Annotated in this window: 2 protein-coding genes; both read right to left on the reverse strand. The window is 42.7% G+C overall.

Features of this window, described 5'->3' with window-relative positions:
- Positions 1–104 precede the first annotated feature (104 nt).
- Positions 105–467: an IS3 family transposase gene (locus NH454_RS22290; protein WP_253040218.1), complete on the reverse strand. Its 363-nt coding sequence runs from the start codon at positions 465–467 to the stop codon at positions 105–107.
- A 65-nt stretch (positions 468–532) separates the two neighbouring features.
- Entirely contained in the window at positions 533–823 is a 291-nt protein-coding gene (locus NH454_RS22295) for an IS3 family transposase (RefSeq protein ID WP_063691733.1), read from the reverse strand.
- Positions 824–1,013: the final 190 nt, after the last annotated feature.

The raw sequence follows: 1,013 nt of genomic DNA on the forward strand, positions 1-1,013 counted from the left end.
CAGACTCATACTTCTGCACAACCAGAAGTAGCCATAACTTATTGGCTCCTGCCAATATTGTCATGGATTACAGACAGGTTCGTGGTTCAATTTAAACATCCTTGTTAGCCCTGAACTCCGGGCACACGATAGGTGATATCACCCGCCCACGCCTGATTTGCTCTGGCTGGATTGAATTGGCGCTTCAATAAGTTATCAGCAACCGCATGGCTATGTTTGCGCATAGTCGTCACTTTATAAGCCACTCGCTGTTTAACGACTAAACCGAGCTTTTTCATCAAGCTCTTAACCCGACAAATACCAATTTTAAAGCCTTCTTTGCGTAGCAACTTCATTAAGGTTCTGGCACCAGCACTACTGCGGCTATCATCAAATAACCTCTTCATGCGACGATAAAGCATTAACTCTTCAACACTAATAATCTTGGCTGGTCGCCTCAGCCATGCGTAATAGGCTGACCGACTCACTTCTAGAACCTCGCACAAAACGCTAATTGGAAAGCGCCATTGCTGCTCTTTAATATATTCGAACTTTATTTCATTTCTTTCGCAAAGAAGGCACTCGCCTTTTTTAAGATCTCACGCTCCATCTGTAAGCGTTTATTCTCTTTTCTGAGCTTAACCAGTTCAGCTCTCTCATCTTTGCTTAATGCTTCGCCTGAAGTTTGCTTGGCTAGTTTGTCTTTCCAGTTGTAAAGCAGCTTAGTTGTTATGCCTAATGATTTGGCTGCTTCAGTAACACTGTAACCTTGTTCAGTGACTAGCTTTACAGCTTCTTCTCTGAACTCATCAGTATATTTTCTAGGTTTTCTTCGTTGGGTCATTTTCACACCTTTGTTGTTGGACTAATTATCCTTCACAAAAGTGTGCGGTGCCATTAAATCAGATCACCGAAGTGTTGTCGATTTTTAAGAGACAGATTAAGCCCATCGATAACGCCATTGATTTGCGTGCGCCATGGCGCTAACTGATGATAAAGGGCAAGCTCTTTTTTAAGTTCAGGTACGGTCAGAC

It is taken from the genome of Pseudoalteromonas sp. Ps84H-4 (assembly GCF_024124645.1).
Classification (GTDB): domain Bacteria; phylum Pseudomonadota; class Gammaproteobacteria; order Enterobacterales; family Alteromonadaceae; genus Pseudoalteromonas; species Pseudoalteromonas lipolytica_C.

Bases quoted from the DNA above. Each gene is read 5' to 3' on its own strand.
- NH454_RS22295 (WP_063691733.1), bottom strand. From the start codon at position 823: ATGACCCAACGAAGAAAACCTAGAAAATATACTGATGAGTTCAGAGAA.